This window comes from Mesorhizobium sp. M5C.F.Ca.IN.020.29.1.1 (genome assembly GCF_003997375.1).
Taxonomy (GTDB): domain Bacteria; phylum Pseudomonadota; class Alphaproteobacteria; order Rhizobiales; family Rhizobiaceae; genus Mesorhizobium; species Mesorhizobium wenxiniae.
Map to the genome: position 1 here is coordinate 1 of NZ_RZSW01000916.1, position 1,576 is coordinate 1,576.

2 protein-coding genes are annotated in these 1,576 nt (G+C 63.6%); both read left to right on the forward strand.

Annotated features, from left to right (window positions below):
- The coding region (locus tag EOA85_RS34935; protein WP_164760118.1) for a leucyl aminopeptidase family protein at nt 1-1,062 on the forward strand (1,062 nt) is incomplete at its 5' end.
- A gap of 70 nt (nt 1,063-1,132) precedes the next feature.
- Nucleotides 1,133-1,483, forward strand: a complete 351-nt coding sequence (locus EOA85_RS34940; RefSeq protein ID WP_065005864.1) for a MarR family winged helix-turn-helix transcriptional regulator — start codon at nt 1,133-1,135, stop codon at nt 1,481-1,483.
- The last annotated feature ends 93 nt before the right edge of the window (nt 1,484-1,576 follow it).

Sequence of the window (1,576 nt, forward strand, 5' to 3'; positions counted from 1 at the left end):
GCACTGGCGCTCGGCGGCTATGTCTTCACCCGCTACGGCAAAAAGCCCGGCAAGGCGCTGCGTTTTTCGCTGCCGTCCGGCGCCGACGCGGCGCGTGTTCGCCGCATCGCCGATGGCGTCTTCCTGACACGCGATCTGGTCAACACGCCGACCAGCGACATGGGACCGGACGAGCTGGAGAAGGCGGTTCGGACGCTGGCCGGGAGGCACAAGGCCGAAATGTCGGTGACCAAGGGCGACGAGCTGCTTAAGAAGAATTTCCCGATGATCCATGCGGTCGGCCGCGCATCGGTCGGCGCGCCGCGTCTGATTGACATGATTTGGGGGCCGAAGAACGCCCCGAAGGTGACGCTGGTCGGCAAGGGCGTCTGCTTCGACACCGGTGGTCTCGACATCAAGCCGTCCTCGGGCATGCTCTTGATGAAGAAGGATATGGGTGGCGCCGCCAACGTCCTGGGGCTCGCCTCAATGATCATGGCCGCCGGGCTGAAGATCCGGCTGCGTGTGCTGATCCCCGCCGTCGAGAATTCGATTGCCGGCAACGCCTTCCGGCCTGGCGACGTGCTGGTGAGCCGCAAGGGCACCACCGTCGAGATCGGCAACACCGATGCCGAGGGACGGCTGGTGCTGGCGGATGCGTTGGCGCTGGCCGACGACGACGAGCCGCAACTGCTGATCGACATGGCGACCTTGACGGGGGCTGCTCGCGTCGCGCTCGGCCCCGACCTGCCGCCTTTCTACACCGGCGATGAAGCGCTGGCGTGCGAACTGGCGACTGCGTCCGCCGCGGTCGAGGATCCGCTATGGCGCATGCCGTTGTGGAAGCCCTATGACGCAAAGCTGTCGTCGAAGATCGCCGACATCAACAACGTCACGTCAGACGGATTCGCCGGCTCGATCACCGCAGCGCTGTTCCTCAAGCGCTTCGTCGAGAAGACCGCCGCCTGGGCGCATTTCGACATCTTCGCCTGGAACCCATCCGATCGTCCGTATGGTCTCGCCGGCGGCGAGGCGCAAGGCATCCGAGCGCTGGAAAGGGTTATCTCGAAACGCCACGCCTGACGGTTCCGGTCCTACAGGAAGGTCTCAAGACTGAAACGGAACCGAAACAATTTGCCGTCATTCTGGTCGGATGTCGATTTCCATGCGCCCGAGCCAGGCCTTGCGACTGTGGCAGCAGGTGATGCTGTCCCAGGTGCGCGACGATATGCCCGACCTTACCATGCGCCAGACGGCAATCCTGTTTACGATCTATCTCGACCCGCCGCCGCACACGGTGCGCGGGCTCGCCGCCCGGCTCAATGTTACCAAGCCGGTGATCACCCGCGCGCTCGACACGATGGGCGCACTGAAGCTGGTTTCGCGCCATCGCGACGAACTCGACAAACGCAACGTGTTGGTCAAGCGCACCGTCGAAGGTGCTCTCTTTGTCGAGCGCTTCGGCGATGTTATCATCGCCAAGGCCCAGGAATTGCCCATTTGACCGAACTGTCCTTCTGAACGAGTTGCCGATTTGACCGCCAGGGATGCCCGCCTTCACGCCTTCCGTTCCGATCTCGCCGATGCCAGGCTGAAA

Excerpts from the sequence above, each read along its gene's own strand:
- EOA85_RS34940 (WP_065005864.1), top strand. The coding sequence starts at position 1,133 with ATGTCGATTTCCATGCGCCCGAGCCAGGCCTTGCGACTGTGGCAGCAG.